General features: G+C 44.3%; 17 protein-coding genes and 1 tRNA gene. 10 read left to right on the top strand and 8 right to left on the bottom strand.

From position 1 onward, the window contains the following. Nucleotides 1-318 precede the first annotated feature (318 nt). Nucleotides 319-394 (top strand) — tRNA-Ala (locus ACQY33_RS07290). A gap of 580 nt (nucleotides 395-974) precedes the next feature. Here the strand turns inward: ACQY33_RS07290 and ACQY33_RS07285 are convergent. The 6 genes from ACQY33_RS07285 to ACQY33_RS07260 form a co-directional block, all read right to left on the bottom strand. After that, the gene (locus ACQY33_RS07285; RefSeq protein WP_428075396.1) at nucleotides 975-2144 is read right to left on the bottom strand and encodes a hypothetical protein; all 1170 of its coding nucleotides are present in this window, start codon (nucleotides 2142-2144) and stop codon (nucleotides 975-977) included. A 10-nt stretch (nucleotides 2145-2154) separates the two neighbouring features. Continuing rightward, nucleotides 2155-3336 carry a glycosyltransferase family 9 protein gene (locus ACQY33_RS07280; RefSeq protein WP_428075394.1) on the bottom strand — a complete coding sequence of 394 codons (1182 nt, stop codon included), beginning with the start codon at nucleotides 3334-3336 and terminating at the stop codon, nucleotides 2155-2157. Nucleotides 3337-3369: 33 nt separating this feature from the next. Continuing rightward, a complete protein-coding gene (locus ACQY33_RS07275; protein ID WP_428075392.1) occupies nucleotides 3370-4329 on the bottom strand; it encodes a KpsF/GutQ family sugar-phosphate isomerase in 960 nt (319 codons plus the stop codon). 27 nt (nucleotides 4330-4356) lie between these two features. Continuing rightward, nucleotides 4357-4725 carry a hypothetical protein gene (locus tag ACQY33_RS07270; protein WP_428075390.1) on the bottom strand — a complete coding sequence of 123 codons (369 nt, stop codon included), beginning with the start codon at nucleotides 4723-4725 and terminating at the stop codon, nucleotides 4357-4359. Then, nucleotides 4725-6227 (bottom strand): sugar phosphate nucleotidyltransferase, encoded by a 1503-nt coding sequence (locus ACQY33_RS07265; RefSeq protein ID WP_428075388.1) that lies wholly within the window; start codon nucleotides 6225-6227, stop codon nucleotides 4725-4727. The genes ACQY33_RS07270 and ACQY33_RS07265 overlap by 1 nt, the downstream gene beginning before the upstream one ends. A 172-nt stretch (nucleotides 6228-6399) precedes the next feature. Further along, entirely contained in the window at nucleotides 6400-7329 is a 930-nt protein-coding gene (locus ACQY33_RS07260; protein WP_428075386.1) for a glycosyltransferase family 2 protein, read from the bottom strand. Nucleotides 7330-7976: 647 nt separating this feature from the next. Between ACQY33_RS07260 and ACQY33_RS07255 the strand changes: the two genes are divergently transcribed. Beyond that, nucleotides 7977-9332, top strand: a complete 1356-nt coding sequence (locus tag ACQY33_RS07255; RefSeq protein WP_428075384.1) for an ArnT family glycosyltransferase — start codon at nucleotides 7977-7979, stop codon at nucleotides 9330-9332. Here the strand turns inward: ACQY33_RS07255 and ACQY33_RS07250 are convergent. Together ACQY33_RS07250 and smc are read right to left on the bottom strand one after the other, a co-directional pair. After that, nucleotides 9329-10066, bottom strand: a complete 738-nt coding sequence (locus ACQY33_RS07250) for a metallophosphoesterase family protein (protein WP_428075382.1) — start codon at nucleotides 10064-10066, stop codon at nucleotides 9329-9331. The genes ACQY33_RS07255 and ACQY33_RS07250 overlap by 4 nt on opposite strands. Further along, entirely contained in the window at nucleotides 10067-13543 is a 3477-nt protein-coding gene (smc, locus tag ACQY33_RS07245) for a chromosome segregation protein SMC (RefSeq protein WP_428075380.1), read from the bottom strand. Nucleotides 13544-13747: 204 nt separating this feature from the next. Between smc and ACQY33_RS07240 the strand changes: the two genes are divergently transcribed. The 8 genes from ACQY33_RS07240 (at nucleotide 13748) to ACQY33_RS07205 (ending at nucleotide 18930) form a co-directional block, all read left to right on the top strand. Continuing rightward, the gene (locus tag ACQY33_RS07240) at nucleotides 13748-13972 is read left to right on the top strand and encodes a hypothetical protein (RefSeq protein WP_176777614.1); all 225 of its coding nucleotides are present in this window, start codon (nucleotides 13748-13750) and stop codon (nucleotides 13970-13972) included. A 272-nt stretch (nucleotides 13973-14244) separates the two neighbouring features. Continuing rightward, complete coding sequence (gene hpf, locus ACQY33_RS07235; protein WP_428075378.1) at nucleotides 14245-14799, top strand: ribosome hibernation-promoting factor, HPF/YfiA family; 555 nt, start codon at nucleotides 14245-14247, stop codon at nucleotides 14797-14799. 53 nt (nucleotides 14800-14852) lie between these two features. Beyond that, the gene (hprK, locus tag ACQY33_RS07230; RefSeq protein WP_428075376.1) at nucleotides 14853-15782 is read left to right on the top strand and encodes an HPr(Ser) kinase/phosphatase; all 930 of its coding nucleotides are present in this window, start codon (nucleotides 14853-14855) and stop codon (nucleotides 15780-15782) included. Then, entirely contained in the window at nucleotides 15772-16626 is an 855-nt protein-coding gene (rapZ, locus tag ACQY33_RS07225) for an RNase adapter RapZ (RefSeq protein ID WP_428075374.1), read from the top strand. The genes hprK and rapZ overlap by 11 nt, the downstream gene beginning before the upstream one ends. Before the next feature lie 2 nt (nucleotides 16627-16628). Further along, nucleotides 16629-17033 (top strand): PTS sugar transporter subunit IIA, encoded by a 405-nt coding sequence (locus ACQY33_RS07220; RefSeq protein ID WP_428075372.1) that lies wholly within the window; start codon nucleotides 16629-16631, stop codon nucleotides 17031-17033. Then, nucleotides 17033-17500, top strand: a complete 468-nt coding sequence (locus tag ACQY33_RS07215; RefSeq protein ID WP_428075370.1) for a PTS system mannose/fructose/N-acetylgalactosamine-transporter subunit IIB — start codon at nucleotides 17033-17035, stop codon at nucleotides 17498-17500. Before ACQY33_RS07220 ends, ACQY33_RS07215 begins: the two co-directional genes overlap by 1 nt. Further along, nucleotides 17497-18102, top strand: coding sequence for a PTS sugar transporter subunit IIC (locus ACQY33_RS07210; protein ID WP_428075368.1), 606 nt, complete (start codon nucleotides 17497-17499; stop codon nucleotides 18100-18102). The genes ACQY33_RS07215 and ACQY33_RS07210 overlap by 4 nt, the downstream gene beginning before the upstream one ends. 6 nt (nucleotides 18103-18108) lie before the next feature. Next, nucleotides 18109-18930 (top strand): PTS system mannose/fructose/sorbose family transporter subunit IID, encoded by an 822-nt coding sequence (locus ACQY33_RS07205; protein ID WP_428075366.1) that lies wholly within the window; start codon nucleotides 18109-18111, stop codon nucleotides 18928-18930. Nucleotides 18931-18935: the final 5 nt, after the last annotated feature.

The raw sequence follows: 18935 nt of genomic DNA, 5'->3' as shown, positions 1-18935 counted from the left end.
GATACTTTGTATCCACGGTAGGGATAAACGAAGAACAAATACGAAAATATATAGATATGCAGGGAAAAGAAGATTTGGGGCGAACAATGAAATTGTTCGTATAGAAAGAAACCCCGGGCGTAAGCCCGGGGAGTTTCATTTTTTCGCACTGCCAGCATTTGCAGCATTCATATAACAGCGGGGGGAACCCCCCGGTTAAAGGGTATTGGAGTAAGGCGGAAAGTGAGAAAAAATCAGTTGCCTCACGAATAAAAACAAGGTTTGTCCGGCCCCTTGCTACAAAATAAAAAAATTGCTATACTATTTATGTAGTGATAAGGGCCTGTAGCTCAGCTGGGAGAGCGCCTGCATGGCATGCAGGAGGTCGCAAGTTCGATCCTTGTCAGGTCCACCATTTTATAAATACATCAGCCGCTTTTTATAAAGCGGCTTTTTTATGCCTTAAAACAGTCCCGCTGTACAAATCTAGACGACCTCATTTTCCCCAGGTAATAAAATAACATAAAACAGCAAACACCAGCCCCAAACCGCTGACCTGGAATTCTTCAACCTCTTAACAATGCCGCCCTTAAGTGAAAAATATTTTTGCACCACACATGCATCTGTATACAATTGAAACACAAAACTGTGTCTGTTGAAAAAATATTATTAACACCCTTGCGAAAACAGAAAATCATTTAAACGAATCTAAAAATAATCCTATAAACAACACAAAATGGGCTGCCCGTCTTATTCGGGCAGCCGTTCTCTTGCATATTGTCCCATTCATTTGCTGAAATAAGAAAACCATCTAACAAATTGCTTCTCTATCATTTAGAGTAAAACTTTAAAAACCGGCTCTTTGGTTAATGCCTCGTTATTTTAGGCTTTTTCATCACCGATATACTCCTCCACAATACCCCAAACAAAGATTACGTATAAACGCGCTAGATATACCAGCCACAAACCAGCATGCGTTTCTATAATTACGCGGTTTAATCTATATGGGATAATATTTGGGAAATAATATCCTGCGTATATATGTAAGGGAATATGTGGGCCTTTTTAAAAGCTACTGTATTTAAATCCCAACCTTTGGCCACCAAATCGCTAGGTATATACGCATGCAAGCCTTTCATAGGGGTATTGATAACATGAATAGTAACAGGCAAATGAACAAGTGCATCCAGTAACCCGCTGCGCACAGCTATAATATGCTTAGATAGGGAGGCTAAATAAATAGCCTCATCTACACTTAAGGGAGAAGAGACCATACCAGGGACAATATTTTGCATATCGGACTTGGCGGTATTCAAAAAAATGCTCCAGCCTTTTTCTTTTAAATTTTTGACCAACTCAAACACTTCTTTTTTGTGAAGAGAGCGGCAGGAATTTGCTTCCGGAGCAAGAAATATCAGCCTTTCCAGATTTAAATGTAAATCTCCAATTACTTGATGCACTTTCCTTCTTAATGTTTCAGAAAAACGCACTGGATTAAGTTCTAACTCTGAAGGAGCCAAACCGACTTCTTGTGACAGTGAATCAAAGAAATTTCCCTGTCCCTTTAGCAACTTTTTCCAGCTATCAATAAAAAAGGAACTGGTATAAAGTATTGTGCAGGGTATTCCCTCAAAAACAAAATGTTTATCAACAACTTCGCTAATGACTTTATCAATTTTTATAGTTTTAGCCTGCGGAATTAGCAACCGGAACAATGCAAAATGGTATTTTCTATCTGTCACGAACACTGGTTTTTGCACGTTATCTCTCTTCATCATAGCTAAAAGGAAACAAGACAAAAAGAGATACAATTCCCCTAAGTTAGAATTAAGTAAATAAATATGATCAGCTCCTGTCAGCTGAAAGCGATATTTATTTAACATAGAAGACAACAAACTACTGCGTAAAACTTCTTTTGAAAGAACAGAATAGGTTTTATATCCCGCCTGTTTTCCCCACTCCCATATGGGGCAGGAGGCTATATAAAATTTTTTCATCCGCTTACCGCGGGGCGGATCTAAGCGTTTTTCAATACCAAACAAGCCGCCCAACCAAACCTCTTTACGTACTTCTTCCCCAGCAAAACGCCCTAAAAAACATGTATAAAAATTAATCCCTAAAAACTGGCAGCTTTTATAGCAATGAAAAGACAATCGTTCTCTCATAAGGAATACCCTAAAACAGATCTAAAAAGCCCGATGCGACAATTTGCTCAGCAAGCCATTGTGGTTTAAATCCCATGCAATGGTTAGGTCCCAAATTTCCAGGGCAAGTTTTCCACCAGGTGTTTCCTTCCAGCCATTCGCATACTTCCATATTGCATGGACGATACACCAAGTTTAGATTCTCCGCGTGTCCCTTTACTTGAGCAGAAGTACACCCAAATAAAACAACGGAGGGCTTCCCGGAAAAGAAATGCCGCAAATGGACAAACCCGCTATCATTATCTAAATGGCAATAACTATACCCCAACAAACTGATGAGCTCAGAGAATGAGGTTTTTCCTGCTAAGCATAAATCTACCCCGTCCAAATGATGAGGAAAACCTCCCAACTGAACAACATATAGAGACGGATACTTCTTCTTTAGCAACCGTAATACTTCCGGCCAATGTTGATATAAACGTATATTTTGCAATTTGCTGGGGTTATTCTGATCTACAGAATAGCCGACGGTTATAAAAGGCCTTGTCTGCAAATTCCAACGTTTAAGCATATTCTGACTTTCAAGCGGAAGCTGTAAAAAACGGGGGGGGACATTAGATAAATTCAACAAGTCCGGAGTATCCATGGCTTGAAGCATTGTTTTTTTATTCAGCACACACCAGTACTGGGCCCTAAACATATTATCTACAGATAAATAAGCCTCATGAGCCTTATTCCATTGCCGGGCTTTGGCTATATAAGAAGAAAGAGCCGGAGCTAAAACATCCAACTTATGCTGATTGCTAACAAAAAAGACGGGAAACTGCACACTAAGCTGAATAACAATATCATAAAGAAGCCGGTTTTTAAACTGATGCATAGGAAAAACCTGCCAACGCAAACCGGCAGCGCCCAGCAACACTGCTATATCAGACGGTTTTTGGGAGGAGAATACATCTACAACTACCGGTGCATTTGTGTGGGCCAATAATACGTGGATATACCGAATTGCCGTTACTATATCTCCTATTCCACCGCTTAGTACTAAGGCAACCGATAGACGTTTTTTATCCTCCTTTTTAAAAAAATAATGCCCATAATCAAGAAGATATCTCCCGCAAAAAATGCTCGAGGCCGCCAACATTTTAGAAAACAAACAGAAGCCACCCGCTTTGGGATATTTTTTAGGCCAGCGCTGCAGTCTCACGCGCATAAATTCCAAATAAGAGCAATTAGGCATACACCATTAAACACCCATTTTTAATAAATCATGCACATGTACAACGCCCAACGGTTTGCACTCTTGCGTCACAAACAAACTGGTTATTTTTTTGGCATTCATAATATGTAATGCCTCAGCAGCTAAAGTATCCGGCGCTACTTGCTGCGGATTTAATGTCATCAGTTCTTTGCCGACGGATTCAAATAACGCCGGTGAGGCTTTACGACGCAAGTCCCCATCCGTAAACACACCCACCAATTTGCCTTCTCCGTCCACAAACCCAACGCATCCCAAACGTTTCTGGCTCATTTCCACTACAATTTGGCTAAACCCCGCCTCTTGTGGAAGAATAGGCATGTCTTTTCCGCTGTGCATCACCATTTTGACAGTTTGTAAAATGGCCCCCAGCTTCCCTCCCGGATGGCGAAGCCGAAAATCTTGTTTTGTGAATTGTTTGCGGGTCATCAAGGCCACTGTTAAAATATCCCCCAACACCAGCGTGGCCGTAGTAGAGGAAGTGGGGGCCAAACCCAACGGATCTGCTTCTGGCATATTAGGAAGAGGCAGCAAATAATCAGCATACTTCGCCAAGGTGCTGGAAGGATTTTTGGTAATCCCCACCAACGGGATAGCAAAACGTTTGCAGTAATTTAAAATATCAGCCAGTTCTTTAGATTCTCCGCTGTTAGAAATGGCAATCACCACGTCCCCCTCGCTAATCATGCCTAAATCCCCGTGGCTGGCCTCCGCCGGATGCACAAAAAGAGCCGGTGATCCCGTGGAAGATAAAGAAGCCACCACTTTTCTAGCTATAATGCCGGACTTGCCCATCCCGGTGAAAATAATTCGCCCCGGCGCATTTTGCAATAAATCAAGCACATTAGAAAGAACAGAATCCCCTAGCAAAACTTCTAACTGTTTTAAACTGTTTATTTCTTTTTCAATCGTGCATTTACACGCATTTTTATCAATATCTTTTAGCATATATCAAACTCATTTCTAATGTGTGGATTAATAATCCTCATGTATTTGGTAATCAACGTGCAGGGCTTCATCGCGCTTTTTACAACAAGCATACGCACAAACCAGACCGCTGGGTTTATCATCATTAACCAAAATTCTTTCCCCCACCGGGACATTGCCTATCAGTTGATTGTAACGCAGGCCGTGGCGGGCTAGAAATTTTTTCAGTTTAGGCAAGTCTGCCTCTGTGCGTGCGGTAAGTAAAATAACGGTATCCCTCTTTGGTAAAGAGTCAAAAAAAGCGCGCACCCCCGGCAAAAGAGTGTCCTCCCCGTCTAATTTATAACCGTTATGCTTCACCAAGGTGCCGTCTACATCTAAAATCCAAGTATGTGCCAAAGGGGATAAATGCAACATTATAAAACCTCCCCCAGTTTAATCAATCCATTATAAAAGGCGGCACAAATTGAATCATAATCTTCCCAGGCATATGTAGTGAGAGAAAGCCAAATAATTCCGTGCAACAGCTTTATTTTTTCTCTGCTTACTTCTGGAAGCAAATCAAAAAAGCATTCTTCCATATTCTCCCAATTATTTGGCTTAATAAAGAGTTCCACCTCTTTTTCACGAATATCCAAAGTAAATTTTTTACGGTTAAACATATCGTAATTTCCACTAATGGAGTAATATAGTTTGGCCCAATCATAATCGGCGTCTCCATAAAGTTTACTGTGTCCAAAATAACCCCTAGGATCTATCAACACCGCGCGCATATCAAAAGTGTCAAACATTAAGTTGGAAAAAGTGCAATCTCCATGTATTAACCGGAACTCAGCAGGAAGATATCTTTCTACAGAACGGATAAGTTCTTCTTTATTAAAAAAGATATTTTTGTAATATTGTCCGTTGATCTTAATAAATTCCTGTTCAGAGAAAGGGATTAAACCCTTTACCTTCTCCAAGCGGGAAAAAGTTTTATCAATGTAGTTTTCTTGCACATCTTGTATGTTAACCGGTTGGGCCGGCTCTAAATCATGCAACTGGCGCAAGGCCGAGACCAACTTTTCTAAAATTTCTGTTTTCTGGCTTTTGGTTAAACAGTCATACTCAAAAATATTCTTACCGCGGACGCGTTTCATCGTTAAAGGCTCGTAGCTATAAATTTGCGGGATATGCTCAAACCCTAATTGTTTCACATGCTTGTACCAAGATATTTCATCTACTGCTATTTTTTTCCCTTGTTCCGTAATTCCAGTTTTAATAACCACATCCCCTTCAAATTTCATGGAATTAAAAGGCCGGCACCGATGGGATACATCATTATTATCCGCGTAGGCTAACAATGTGCCTATTTCTTTAGAACCATATAAATCCAATCTCTGAAATGAAATAGGCTGGGTTTGCAGCCAATCCACAAAAGCCCCTTCTTGAGGGACCCCTGCCAATAAAGACTTGTTTTCAAAAACAAATAAACCAGCCACTCCATTCTCTTTAGACGGCGTTTTAATAAATTTGCCGTCCACATAAGACCAACGACATTCAAAATCTTTTGAAATACCAATATAATTACCAGGTTTGGAGGGAATTTGGAACGAAGGAGACAATATTAAATCACACCATACCAGCATAAAAGGCTCCTGTTCCCCGTAAGAGGATATAGCCTCTCTAATCCCGCTGGCAGTACCTTTTCTATTAGCTTTTATAATTTTAAAACGGTATTGGCTGGCAAAAGTATTTAGATATTTTTCTAACACCTCTGTTTTATAATCCGCAATAATAGTAAAGTCTGCCTCTTTAAATTTTTCAAAGGCATAAAAAATAATAGGTAAATTGTTTACAGGAACCAAACATTTAGGCTTATTGCGAGTTAGCCCCTCTAAGCGGGTTCCTTTTCCACCAGCTTGAATAATAATATGCATACACGCTCCTAATTCTAATCCTTATTCCCGCTCAATATCACTCTAATAAAGATTTGAAAAATCAAACATATAATATTTACTCCCAATGCCTGCTATACTTTAAATAAAGACAGCTGGAAGTAAACGGGCCCCGATAGGGGAGAATTTCCCTGCCTTGCCCCCTTCTGACATACTAATGCGTATATTTCCCTTGTTGACTAAAAAACAAAAGTTCTTCATCGCTGTACACTCGGCAAGCAAATTCCTCTTTTCTTTTTTGTTTAATCTGCGGTAATAATTTCAAACATTGGTATATAGCCTTAAAATGAGGCCTCAGCAACAACCAACAAAAGTGCCTGAGTAACAATTTTTTGGAATGAATATTTTTCCATACAAACAAAATACGGTTACGCTTGGATAAATATTTGGTATAAGAACTTTTCTTACTATTGATTGTCCCCCCGCATTTATGATGGGGTGCCGTATTAGGCGCATATAAAATCCGCCAGCCGCGTTTTAAACCGCGATACGCTAAGTCCGTCTCCTCTAACAAATACGGCTCAAACAGTAAATCATACCCCCCTAACTGGTCAAATTTTTTCCGGTTGCAAGCAAAATAGGCGCCCTGTACCCCCCAAGAAAAATAGGGCCCGCTCGGAGGCAAATTTTGGTTATACACATTTCCTGTAAAACGCGGATAACCGTTTCTCCATTGAAACAACTTTACTCCATCCAATTGTTCTTCGGTCCCCTCTACCGTAGGATAAGCGCAGTAACCACAACAAGAAACACAGAACACATCTTCTAAAAAGTATTGACTCAACGTATCAAAAAACTGCTCTTCTAAAAAAACATCGTTATCTAAAAAAACAATCCAGTCTCCCGGCGTATGCGTTACCCCCCAATTGCGGGCGGAACACACTCCCCGTTGTGGATTTGCAACCACCTGCACCGACGGAAACAGCGGGGGAAGAGCTGTTAGCGTATTATCAGTAGAATTGTCATCAACTACTGTTACCATTACTTCATGCGCAGAATTTTGCGCCGCTCTTACTACAGTTGGCAAGCATTCTTTTAAATGATGCAGCCCATTTTTAGAAGGGATAACAACGGCCAGTTTCATACTCTTCCTATAAAAATAACTCTTTCTGGGTTAAACTGAAGGAGCTCTTAAACAAATGAGCGCTGTCTCTGCGTAAGACGCAGTCGCTAATAAGTTGTTAAAAATAGAGCCTCCCTATTAAAACAACAATTTTTAAACTATTTATAAGTTATTGTATTTTATCATAAAACCAATAGCAGAAACCACTTCATCCCCACGTTATACAAGGGCTACTTTTTAACCTTGCAATCAAACTTTCCCTTCTAAAAACCAGGCTGTTTCATTAGAGAGATTAATAAATATTTTTAAGTATATTTTTAAAACGGATATACTTCCTCCAAATCATTAGAATCCAATATATACAAACCAGCCATAACCCTTGTCAAAACAATAAAGTCCTTCTCATTAAAGTCATGTAATATAACTAATTATAATTATTATTTTAACAATTTGACAAACCACATTGCCAGACAATCCCCCATTAGGCAATACAATAAGCCAAAAATATCTTGCACCCTATCATTCAAAACACAGGATAGAAAAGCCGTTGCTAAAAAGATAATCCAAACACATCTGGCCCCTCCATGCGGCCTAATATGTGTAAAAGAAGGCACTCCCCTAAAAATACGGCGGGCCCTTCCTGCCATTACATTTTATATACTGGTTATATGTTTTATAAAGATCTATTTACCCGGCGGCTTATCCTAATCACTTTATTTTTGCGTCTAGCCGTACTGGGATATGTTTTGTTTTTAAATCCGCTGGGGACGGCACTCTTTACTTTTCCGGACTCGCTGAACTATACCCACCCGGCCCACACCCTGCTGGAACAAGGCTCCCTGCTGGAGGCCTACACCAACCGCCCGCTAACTTTCCGCACGCCGGGCTACCCGGTGTTTTTGGCAATCATTTGGGGCGTGTTTGGCCAAAGCAACGCGGCTGTTGCTTTTTGGCAAATCCTTTTATCTACGGCGTTAATTGCTTTGTCTTACCAAGCGGCGCGCAGCTTTTTATCCCAAACGGCGGCAAGGACGGCGGCGCTGCTCTGCGCGGTAAGCACGGTATATTGGGCTTATTCTTTTGCCTATTTGTCTGATGTTTTATTTGCTTTTTTAATTACTGCCTACCTCTTGGCGGCGCTTTTATACATACAAAAACCTACAATGTCTTTTCTGTTGTGGGCAAGCCTCTTGTTAACTGCGGCCGTTTTTGTGCGCCCGGTGGCTTATAACATGTTGTTTATCAGTTTGCTTTTGCTTATTCTAAAACACCGCAAAGACGGAGTAAAAAAAATAGGGAAAACCGCCGCCGCGCTGGTGTTGCCCTTTTTGCTCTTTACCGGGGCCTGGCAGATACGTAATTGGAAGCAAACCGGCTATGCGGGTTTTCATTCTTCCGCCGCCTACAATTTGTATTATTGGAATTTAGACAGCGTGGCCCGCGCACATCATCTGCCGGCACAGGAAGGCTCACGCTTGCTTAGCCAGGCTCTCCCTCCGGATTTTAACGACTGGCCTCTTTCCCAACAAGATAATTGGTTCAAACAACAGGCCCAACCGATGATTCTAAAATACTGGCCGGAAAAACTGCTGCGCGCCCCATACTGGCTGGCCAAAACATTGTTTGGGGGTTCTTATACTCAGCTTTCCCGCCTGTTTTTTGGCCGCCCGCTCTTAACAGAGGAAGAATTCTCTTATCAATTAAATAAAACCGGCCCTATCCCTGCCAAACACTTGCGCCGCTTATCAGACTGGCTGCTATTGGGATTATGCCTCTTGCAAACCCTGCTTACGGCCGGGCTGGCCTTTGCGGGAGCATGCCTGATTTGGAAAGACAAAACGAAACGAAACCACTTGGTATTTATAGGAATTTATATTTTGTATTTTTGGGGAATATCTTCTACTTTCTTTGGAGCGGGCGGGAGATACCGGGCCCCTTTTGAAAGCGCGCTTTGCGTACTGGGCGGGGCCGCCGCCGCTGCGCTATGGAAAAAATTAACACGCCGCAAAAAACCGGCGCGTTAAATACCTAAAGACAAACTGTCCACTAAGAAAGAAGGGAGTTTCGCCGCTTGCATTTTACGCTGGGTGGGGTGGTAGTCATATTCTTGGCGCAGAAACCGGAATGTTTCTTTTTCCGTGTCCCAAATACCAAAAGAGGCGCGCGGATTATTATCCCGCGGTTTGCCTACGGAACCCGGATTAATGATATAACGCATATCATCGTCCAGCTTAACCAAAAAGTCATCGCTGCGGTTTAAAAAAACGCCGCATTCCTGTTCATTTCCGCGTATATAAAACGGCAAGTGGGTATGCCCCACAAAGCAGATTTTTCCCTTCCACAAATGGTAATTCACTTTAAACTGCATGCAGCTGGAAAAATATTCTTTAATAGGGTCTAGCGGGGTGCCATGCACCACGGTAAAATTTTCCCCTTCAAACGAATGCGGCAATTTGGAAACAAAACGCACGGAGTTTTCACTCATTTCGTTTCGGCTGTAATCCAAAGAAATGGCCGCTTCCCGGTTAAAGAAACTTTCCAACTCCGGCAGAATAAAAACCGCGTCATGATTGCCCATTACGCTTATGGTGTTTTTTAACGCGGACACCCGCTGCACGCAGGCTTCCGGGTCCGGCCCGTAGCCAATCAAATCCCCGCAAACGATAAAGTGAGACACGCCCTCTTTGCGCAGGCGTTCCAAACAGGCTTCCAGCGCTTCAAAATTGCCATGTACGTCCGAAAAAACCCCGTATAACACTTATGCCTCCGCCAAGGATTCTATTTCTTCTTTCTTTTGCATACCGGCAACGGAGCGGTCTTCCAAGTTAACGGACATTACTTTAGACACGCCGCTTTCTTCCATGGTAATTCCATAAAGCATGCGGGCTGATTCCATGGTGCGTTTATTGTGCGTTACCACGATAAACTGCGTGGTTTTGGAGAATTCTTTAATTAAGTTTACGTAACGCTCCACATTGGCTTCGTCCAAAGCAGCGTCCGCCTCGTCCATAATACAGAAAGGGGACGGGTTGTGCGTAAAGAACGCAAACAATAAAGACAAAGCCGTAAGGGTTTTCTCCCCGCCGGACATGGAGGAAATATTTAATAATTTTTTACCTGGCGGCTGGGCGTAAATTTCTATCCCCGTTTCCAGCAGGTTTTCAGGCTGGGTAAGCACCAAATCGCACTCCCCGCCGCGGAAAAGCGTTTGATAAATGTTCTTAAAGTGCATGCGCACCTGCTCAAACGTGTATTTGAAATTTTCCCGCGTGGTTTGGTTGATTTTATTAATGGCGGATTTCAAATCTTTTTTAGCGCCTTCCAAATCCCCTATTTGGGTTTTTAAGAAGGTGTGCCGCTCGGTCAGCGCGTCGTATTCTTCCGGCGCGGTCATGTTTACGGCGCCCATGTTTTCAATGCGTTTTCTCATCATTTTCACGCGGTCATAATCCACCGGTTTATCCCCAAAATTCATGGAGGCTTCTTCCGGCGTGATGTTCCAGCTTTCAAACAAATTGTTTACCACCGTGGTGCGCTGGCGGCGCGCGTTGGAAAGGGCATTTTCCAAATCGTTCTTTTTAATTTGCAAATCAGAAACTTGTTTTTTGCTGGCGTTAAGCGCGGCCGTTTTTTCATCGAATTCTTTTTTCAGGGCTTCCAGTTCCCCGCGCAGTTTGTGCTCGTCCAGCTCCAGGCGGGCCAGGTTGTCCCGCTCGGCGGATAATTTGCCTTGTGTAGCCAGTTTTTCATCCGCCAGGCTTTTTAAACGCGCGTTGGAAGAGGCAATCTGTTCATTGCGTTTGCCCTCATTATCCAACAAAGAGCGGTATTCAAAATCCGTAGATTTTAAATCCAGCTCCACATTGTTTTTCTTTATTTTAATTTCATATAAAGAAGTGCTCAGCGCGTTAATTTGGGCTTTCAGCTTTTCGGTTTCTTTTTGTAATTCTTCCTTGCGCTGGGCCGCCCGCTGCACCAGGGAGGCTTGGTCTTGCTGTTGTTTTTTAAGTTCTTCCAAATTTTGTTTTAAATCCTGCGCGGAGCGGCGGCGGTTTTCCAGCCGCAGCGTAATTTCCTGCTTGCGCGCGGCGGAACGGGCCAACTGTTCCTGCACGCGGCGAAGCTCATTTTCTTTGTTGGAAAGTTCATTGCGTACGGAATTTTGCGCAATAGCCTCTTCCTGGTATTTTACGCGCTGGGCGCGCAGGGCTTCCTCCGCCTTGGAAAGCAAATCATAATTGGAAATAATTTCTTTGGATAAAGAGTCCTCTTCCTGGGCGCGGGAAGACTCTTCCCGCTTTACGGCTTCTTCTTCCCCCCAATAGGCTTCCGGCGCCTTTACGCCGCTGGCGCCCGCCGCCAAAAAGAAAGCGCCTTGCACTTCCCCTTCAGCCGGGCAGTTGTATCCGCCAATAATATAATTAATCAAACCTTCCAATTCCGGCGCGTAAGAAAGCTGTTTTTTCAGTTCTCCGTCCTGACCGGCGGCTTGCGGCACGGCGGAAAGCACAATAAATTTAGCGCGCGCTTTGCCGTGTTCTTTCAGTTTTTCTATCGCCTGGCGGGCGCTGGGTAAATCGTCGCACAACACAGCGTCCAAATATTTTCCAAAGGCGTCTTCCACCGCCACGCTTAAAGAGGGCGGATATTTTAACGCCTTTCTTAACGTGCCTTTAATACCCGGCAACGCGCTTTGCGTAACCAGTTTTACGCCCACCCAGTACGGGTCATTCTTGCCTTGGGTTTGGATCAGCTCCAGCTTGGCCGCCAAGGCCGCGCGGGCGGATTTAACGGCGGAAAGTTTTTCATTCAACGCCGCGCGGGCGGACTGAAGTTCTTTTACTTTGGTTTCATCCGCCGCAATGGCTTCTTTAGCCGCTTGGGCGGCGCGCTGTTTTTCTTCCAAACGAGATTGCACTTCTTTTACGGCCTGTTCCAGCTGGGTTACGCCTTCTTGGGCGCCTTGGCTGTTTTTTTCCAACGTGATTAAGTCTTCATTTTCACGCTGGGCGGAAGACTCTTCCAACGAAATTTTATTGGAAACTTCCATCTGTTTTTGCACCAAACGCATTTGTTCGCCAGAGGCACGCTGGGCGTCCGCGTCGGTTTGGCGCAAGCGCTGTTCCAACTCTTGAGACGCGGCCACCTGTTCATTGTATTTAGTCTGTAAAGGTTCTAATTCTCTGGACACCTGCTCCAACTGTTCTTTTAAGCGGGACAGCGCGGGGGTTAACTCCGCCAAACGGCTTTGCCCGCGCTGGGCTTCCACACCGGAAGCGGCCAGCTGGTTGGAAAGTTCAGCGGTCAAATTATCACAATTTTTGATTGCCCCTTCCAGCAGCCCCACCTGGTATTTGCTGGCGGAAATTTTTTCATTAAAAGCAGCCGCTTCTTTTTGCTTGTGAGTTAAATTTAAGTCCAGCGCGGCGGTTTGACCTTCTTGGGCGGAAATGCGGTTTTCCAAATCCGCCGCTTGGCGCACGACGGGTTCCAAATCGGCGGAAAGCTGGGCGATGGTTTTGTCTGACTCTTTAATAGAGCAAACGGAAATGGCGATTTCGCTTTCTTTTAGTTCTTCGCGGTAGCGTTGGTACAGGCGGGCTTTTTTGGCCTCGCTGTCTAATTTTTTAATTTGTTCTTCTATTAAAGCCACCGTGTCGGCCAAGCGGGCCAAATCCAAATCTACGCGTTCCAAGCGTTTAATACACTCTTCCCTTTTTACTTTATATTTAGACACGCCGGCCACTTCCTCAAACATTTCGCGGCGTTGCTCGGCCGAAGCGGAGAGAACGCTCTCCACGCCGCCCTGGTCAATAATGGCATAACCTTCCCCGCCAATACCGGTATCCAAAAACAAATCGCGTATATCACGCAGGCGGCATTGCACCTTATTTAAATAATATTCACTTTCTCCGGAACGGAAAATTTTGCGGGTAACGGTAATTTCATTAAAATCAAGCGGAAGCTGCCGGGTGGAATTATCAAACACCATACTTACCTGGGCCATATTTAAAGGGGCGCGTTTGGCCGTACCGTTAAAAATAATATCTACCATGGAGGAGGAACGAAGGGATTTCCAGCTCATCTCGCCAATCGCCCAGCGCACGGAATCTATCACGTTGGATTTTCCGCACCCGTTCGGCCCCACTACGCAGGTGATGCCGGGCTCAAAATCCAGGCGGGACTTGTCGGCAAAGGACTTAAAACCGATAATTTCTATTGCTTTTAAATACATAAACTTCCCCTTTAGGCAGATATAGCCTATTATAGCATTTCCCTCTTATTTATAGGCCATTTTCGCCTGTTGTACGCGTACTGGGAAACGCCCCCAAAATGGCTTCGGCGGGGCTTAGACGTAAAAAATTTCTTGCAAAGTATTGATTTTTTTATTAGACTTTTTTCGTAACACTGTTTTTCCTTAAAAAGGAGGATATCTCAAATGGCAGAAAAAGTACTTAAAGTTGGAATGGAACGCGAAGACGGCTTCCTCTATTACATCGACAAAGACGGCGACATCGCCCGCGTGCAGATGGCCAGAGGCGGCAAAAAAGGCGGCAAGCCGAAGAAAGTTGAAAAATGCGGCATCAAAAAAGAAAAAGGATATCTGTATTTCTTAGATAAGAAAGGTGATATCTCTAGAGCTAAAATGGTGAACGCCAAATAAATTTAAAACCCCGCGCAAGCGGGGTTTTTTATTATATGCCAAGCCATAAAAACAGAGCTTGATTTTCACTTTCCGCGGCTTATACTACCAATATATAAGCAGGACGGAGGCCCATCAAATAATCCTTAAATTCTTCCACTTGGTTGTATCCCCCACCCGCGCAAGCGGTTGGTTCCCCGCAGCATATAGCCCGTACGCGTTGACACTTTATTCTTTTTAATGGTTTAATTACTATACGGGGATAACTCGTAACAGACATACGGAGGCATTTTATGGATATCAAAATTACCGCTAAAAATATCAAACTGACGCCTGCTATTAAAGAATTTATCAATACCCGCGTCAGCAAGATTGAAAACTTTTTTGACAATATCGTTTCCGCCCAAGTATTGATTTCCGTGGAAAAGAAAATCAACCAACGCGCGGAAATTATTGTACATACCGGCGCCAAAACCACTTTAACCGCCAGCGCGGTGGAAAGCAACCTCTATAAAGCCATTGACGCGGCCGCCATTAAAGTGGAAGGCCAAGCTAAAAAAGTAAAAAGCAAAGCCAAAGCCCGCAAAGTAGCCAAAAAATCCGTAAAAGAAGTGGCGGAAATCAACCCGTTTGCGGAACACATGATGATTTCCCAGAACGATGTAAAATTCTCCGTCATCAAACAGGTGGAAGTTTCTCCCATGAATCCGGAAGACGCCGCCTATGAAATGGAACGCCTGGGGTATTCTTTCTGGATGTTCCTAGACGAAGATTCCAAACAAATCAACCTGATTTTTAAACGGTTGGACGGAACCTACGGCTTAATTAAACCCATCAAAAAGAAATAAACCGGTATTAGCCGGGAGGCGGAGTTATAGCGGAATTTACCAAATCAGTCACCGTGTCAGAACTGCTCCAGGTTAAACGCCTTAACCTGGAGCTGGTCTGCGGGAAAAGATATATCCACCGGGAAATTACGCACACCAGCGTAAACCGCCCGGGGCTGGCTTTGTGCGGGCATTTGGATAATTTCCGCGCCAATTCCGTTCAAGTATTCGGCCGCGGGGAACACGCTTACTGCCTTCGGGAAAATAAAACCAAATTAAGAAACAACATCACCAAAATGCTTAGCGAGGGCAATGTGCCCTGCGTTATTATGGCGGCGGATTTGGACCCGCTCCCCGCGGTAAAGAAAGCCTGCCTCAGCGCGGACGTTCCCTTGCTTAAGACCACAATGGATTCTTCGGCTTTTATGTCGGAGTTTTCCTTATTTTTGGATGAAAAACTTTCCCCCGTTACGCATATTCACGGGGTACTGGTGGGAGTAAGCGGCATAGGGGTGTTAATCCGCGGCGGGGCGGGCATTGGCAAGAGCGAATGCGCCTTGGAACTCATCAAACGCGGACATATTTTAGTAGCCGATGACGTGGTGGAAGTGCAAGCCCGCTGGGGGCGCTTTTTAGTGGGCTCCTGCCCGGCCATGTTAAAACATTATATGGAAGTGCGCGGGCTGGGTATTATTGACGTGGAACTGTTGTTTGGGGTAGGTTCCACGCTGGATGAAATGAATATTGAGTTGGAAGTGGTCCTCACTCCGCCGCAGAAAAACGGGCTGGACCGGCTGGGCGTAGAACAAAACACCACCACCATTTTAGGGGTAGACGTACCGTCCATGACGCTGCCGGTAACCCCGGGGCGCAACCTGGCGGTGCTGATAGAAGTGGCCGCTTTAAACCAGCGGTTAAAATCACAGGGGATATTCTCGGCCAAAGAATTTAGCCAAAAAATTCTGGACCGCATGAAAAAAACGGCGCAAGAACATGACAAATAAACGCAAACTTTTTATTATTACCGGCATGAGCGGGGCAGGCAAATCCCAAGCGCTTAAAATTTTTGGGGATTTTGGTTTCTATTGCGTAGACAACCTGCCTTTGGCTCTGTTTAGAGATTTTATTAAATACGTTTTGGGGCGCGAAGATTTACAAAACATCGCTCTGGGTATAGACGTGCGTGAGGGGGAAAGCCTAAAAGACATGCCCAAAATGCTGCAAGCGCTGGGCCGCAACGACTTTGCCCCCAAGGTAATTTTTTTAGACGCGGCGGACGAATGCCTCATACGCCGTTTCTCAGAAACCAAGCACAAACACCCCCTTCATAAAAAATTGGCGGCGGCCATCGCCCACGAACGGGAAATCTTGTCCCCCATTCAAATTCTGGCGGACAAAGTAATAGATACGTCTGATTTAAAATTGGGGGAATTAAAAGAAAAACTTTCCATTTTGCTGGAATCCAAAAGGGAAGGAGACATGCAGATTTCCGTGGTGTCTTTTGGTTTTAAACACGGCATTTTAAAAGATTGTGATATCGTGATGGACGTGCGCTTTCTGCCCAACCCGTATTATGTGCCGGAGTTAAAGGAGAAAACCGGGTTGGACAAACCCGTGCAAGACTATATTTTATCTTTCAAAGAAACCAAAGAATTTGCGGAAAAATTTGCGGAACTTATCAAATATTTGATACCAAAATATATAAAGGAAGGAAAAAGCTACCTGACCATAGCCATGGGTTGTACGGGAGGCAAACACCGCAGCGTATTTATGGCCCATGAACTGGCGGAACGGCTCAGAAAAGCCGGGCTTACCGCTTCCGAATTTCACAGGGATATAGGACTTTAACTATGGTAAAAATTATTTTAGTTACCCATGGCAATTTAGCCCAAGAGCTGTTAAACACAACTTCTCAAATCATAGGCAAAACGCCGGAAGATTTTGAAACGTTGTCCATTACGGCGGCCTCTTCGGTGGAAAAAGAATCCTCCAAACTAAAAGACCTGTTAAAAGACAGCCCGGAAGGAGCCGTTATTTTAACCGATATTTTTGGCGGCAGCGCCACCAATATATCCCTTACCGCCAGCAAAGACAACCCTAAATGCAATGTCATTACGGGGTTGAACTTAAGCATGCTGTTAACGGCGGTAAACAACCGCAAAAAACTTTCCGCCAAAGAACTGGCTGAAAAAATAGAGGCGGACGGGAAACGCGCCGTCATTAACGCAACGGAACTGTTAATTAAAGGATTATAATGCCTATTGTATTCGCGCGCGTGGATGACCGGTTAATCCACGGGCAAATCGTGCAAGCTTGGCTGCCGGAACTGAATGTGGACGAAATCCTCATCCCGTGTACCGGGAAAGGGAAAGAACTCGTCAACACAGGGTTGCTGCGGCTGTGTTTGCCGTATGAATACGAGCTGACCGTACTGGAAAGCAACCGCTGCAAACAATATATAGAAAATTCCGCTAAAAACATTTTTTTGCTGGCGGCTTCCCTGCAGGACATTATGCCGCTATTGGAAGACGGACTAAAAGTAAAATCCCTCAACATAGGCGGCATGCATTTCAAAAAAGGCGCGCAAAAGCTGGACGATAATGTTTTTTTAGATGACCAAGACAAACGCCTTCTTTCCATTTTCAAGGCATTGGGGTTAAACATAGAAACCCGCGCGGTGCCGAATGCCAAGTCCATCTCGCTGGAAGGAGTCATCCCATGACCACAGCCATCGTTATTCTTTGCATTTTAGCCGCATTGCTGGAGCTGGACACTACATACGTAGGGCAGCTTTCTTTTTCCCGGCCTATTATCGCCGGCCCCGTGTTTGGGCTCATTACGGGGGACATTATGGCGGGCATTCAAGTAGGCGTGTTTACCGAACTTTTATTTGCCGACATTTCCCCGTTAGGGGGCATTATCCCCCCCAGCGGCGTGATGTGCGCGGCCATCCCCATGATTTTGTATTCCCTGGGAATAGAGCTGTATTTTGGTTTCTTTCTGGGCGTTATCGCGGGCATAGCCTACGGGCAGCTGGACAAATGGATGCGCAAAGCCCGTTTTAAATGGATGGTGTTTTTAGAAAAAAACGCCACCGCGCGCCCGGGGGCGTTTTCCCGTACGGTGATTATGCTTATTGTATCGGCATTCTTGCTTAATTTAATTTTTATTTCCGTTTGCGCCTGGATTTGCACCCAATTAATGTACAACATCGTGGCCTACATCCCGTTAAAAATGTACGCCGCGTTTAAATTTGCGTATATGGCGGTGCCGTGGATCGGTCTGGCCACTTTAATTCCGGCTTTCCGCTTGAAAACGAGGTAACCTCCCATGATGAATTTCTCCATGCATTTACGCTTGTTTTTACGCTCGTTTTTCTTGCAAACCGGCTGGAATTTTGTGAAATACCAAAATGTGGGCCTTACGTTTATTATGCTGCCGTTTTTACGCAAGCTCTATAAACAGGACCAAGAGGCCCTTCCGGCGGTAATCACGCGGTATTTGGACAATTTTAACACCCAGCCGGTGATGGCGTCCTTTTGCATAGGGGCCCTAGCCAAGAAAGAAGAAGCCGTGGCGCAGGCTAAATCCGTTACAGATTTTAAAGAACAAGTAACGGAATGGACTGCCGCGCGCAGGGGCTTATCCATTACGGCCGCCTCCATTGGGGACCGGCTTTTTTGGGGGACACTCAAACCGCTGACGCTTTTGCTTGCCATTTTTATTTGGCTGTGTTTGGGCGTAAACTTTTTTGAAATAGAACTGCTGGAGAACCCGCTGGTGTTTGACGCGCTTTGCGCGGGGGCGGTGGCGTTTTTTGTATATAACAGCGTGGCCTTGTTTGTGAAATGGCAGGGGATCACCATCGCCTATAATTCCGATGAAAAAACCTGCTTCGGCCTTACCAAATTTGACTGGAACAAAACCATTTACTACGCCAAACACATCGGTCTTATTTTAACCGCCGGGCTGATTTTGTTCGGCGTATACCATTATTTTAAAGAAATAGAGCTAAATTTATATTTCATTACCCGCGCCGTATTGGTTTTATTTTTTGTAATGATCAGCTTTCTAACCCGCAAATTAAAAGTACCCAATATGTATGTATATATAGCGGCGGTAATAATTTTTAGTATTGCGTGTTACTTATAACAAGG

The sequence above is a fragment of the Candidatus Avelusimicrobium aviculae genome, assembly GCF_949292495.1.
Classification (GTDB): domain Bacteria; phylum Elusimicrobiota; class Elusimicrobia; order Elusimicrobiales; family Elusimicrobiaceae; genus Avelusimicrobium; species Avelusimicrobium aviculae.
This window is presented reverse-complemented; position numbering and strand designations above follow the sequence as displayed.

Coding starts and splice junctions, on each gene's coding strand:
- ACQY33_RS07285 (WP_428075396.1), bottom strand. CDS start 2,144: ATGAGAGAACGATTGTCTTTTCATTGCTATAAAAGCTGCCAGTTTTTA.
- ACQY33_RS07280 (WP_428075394.1), bottom strand. CDS start 3,336: ATGCGCGTGAGACTGCAGCGCTGGCCTAAAAAATATCCCAAAGCGGGT.
- ACQY33_RS07275 (WP_428075392.1), bottom strand. CDS start 4,329: ATGCTAAAAGATATTGATAAAAATGCGTGTAAATGCACGATTGAAAAA.
- ACQY33_RS07270 (WP_428075390.1), bottom strand. CDS start 4,725: ATGTTGCATTTATCCCCTTTGGCACATACTTGGATTTTAGATGTAGAC.
- ACQY33_RS07265 (WP_428075388.1), bottom strand. CDS start 6,227: ATGCATATTATTATTCAAGCTGGTGGAAAAGGAACCCGCTTAGAGGGG.
- ACQY33_RS07260 (WP_428075386.1), bottom strand. CDS start 7,329: ATGAAACTGGCCGTTGTTATCCCTTCTAAAAATGGGCTGCATCATTTA.
- ACQY33_RS07255 (WP_428075384.1), top strand. CDS start 7,977: ATGTTTTATAAAGATCTATTTACCCGGCGGCTTATCCTAATCACTTTA.
- smc (WP_428075380.1), bottom strand. CDS start 13,543: ATGTATTTAAAAGCAATAGAAATTATCGGTTTTAAGTCCTTTGCCGAC.
- ACQY33_RS07240 (WP_176777614.1), top strand. CDS start 13,748: ATGGCAGAAAAAGTACTTAAAGTTGGAATGGAACGCGAAGACGGCTTC.
- hpf (WP_428075378.1), top strand. CDS start 14,245: ATGGATATCAAAATTACCGCTAAAAATATCAAACTGACGCCTGCTATT.
- rapZ (WP_428075374.1), top strand. CDS start 15,772: ATGACAAATAAACGCAAACTTTTTATTATTACCGGCATGAGCGGGGCA.
- ACQY33_RS07220 (WP_428075372.1), top strand. CDS start 16,629: ATGGTAAAAATTATTTTAGTTACCCATGGCAATTTAGCCCAAGAGCTG.
- ACQY33_RS07215 (WP_428075370.1), top strand. CDS start 17,033: ATGCCTATTGTATTCGCGCGCGTGGATGACCGGTTAATCCACGGGCAA.
- ACQY33_RS07210 (WP_428075368.1), top strand. CDS start 17,497: ATGACCACAGCCATCGTTATTCTTTGCATTTTAGCCGCATTGCTGGAG.
- ACQY33_RS07205 (WP_428075366.1), top strand. CDS start 18,109: ATGATGAATTTCTCCATGCATTTACGCTTGTTTTTACGCTCGTTTTTC.